This window comes from Tepidibacter sp. Z1-5 (assembly GCF_037844525.1).
In the GTDB taxonomy this organism is placed as follows: Bacteria; Bacillota; Clostridia; order Peptostreptococcales; family Peptostreptococcaceae; genus Tepidibacter_A.
Window position 1 is genome coordinate 1 of record NZ_JBBMMD010000055.1, and the last position, 1,021, is coordinate 1,021.

At 51.2% G+C, this 1,021-nt stretch carries 1 rRNA gene; it reads left to right on the forward strand.

The features are described from left to right. Nucleotides 1-1,021 (forward strand): 23S ribosomal RNA (locus WJW32_RS12350); the annotation flags it as partial.

Consider the following 1,021-nt stretch of genomic DNA (forward strand, 5'->3'; position numbering starts at 1 on the left):
AAGCATTGAACTTAAGCCCCAGTAAACGGCGGCCGTAACTATAACGGTCCTAAGGTAGCGAAATTCCTTGTCGGGTAAGTTCCGACCCGCACGAAAGGCGTAACGATTTGGGCACTGTCTCAACAAAAGACTCGGTGAAATTGTAATTCCGGTGAAGATGCCGGATACCTGCGACAGGACGGAAAGACCCCATGGAGCTTTACTGTAGCCTGGCATTGGATTTCGATATTACATGTACAGGATAGGTGGGAGACTGAGATACGAGAACGCCAGTTTTCGTGGAGTCACCCTTGGGATACCACCCTTGTAATATTGAGATTCTAACCATAGACCATGAATCTGGTCTTGGGACACTGTCAGGTGGACAGTTTGACTGGGGCGGTCGCCTCCCAAAATGTAACGGAGGCGCCCAAAGGTTCCCTCAGCACGGTCGGAAATCGTGCGAAGAGTGCAAAGGCAAAAGGGAGCTTGATTGCAAGACATACAGGTCGAGCAAGGACGAAAGTCGGGCTTAGTGATCCGGTGGTTCCGCGTGGAAGGGCCATCGCTCAACGGATAAAAGCTACCCTGGGGATAACAGGCTTATCTCCCCCAAGAGTCCACATCGACGGGGAGGTTTGGCACCTCGATGTCGGCTCATCACATCCTGGGGCTGTAGTAGGTCCCAAGGGTTGGGCTGTTCGCCCATTAAAGTGGTACGCGAGCTGGGTTCAGAACGTCGTGAGACAGTTCGGTCCCTATCCGTCGCAGGCGTAGGAAATTTGAGAGGAGCTGTCCTTAGTACGAGAGGACCGGGATGGACATACCTCTGGTGCACCAGTTGTCACGCCAGTGGCATAGCTGGGTAGCTATGTATGGAATGGATAAGCGCTGAAAGCATCTAAGCGCGAAGCCAACCTCAAGATAAGATTTCCCATCTTTATGAGTAAGATCCCAGGAAGACTACCTGGTTGATAGGTTCAGGGTGTAAGCTCAGTAATGAGTTCAGCTGATGAATACTAATAGATCGAGGACTTAACCT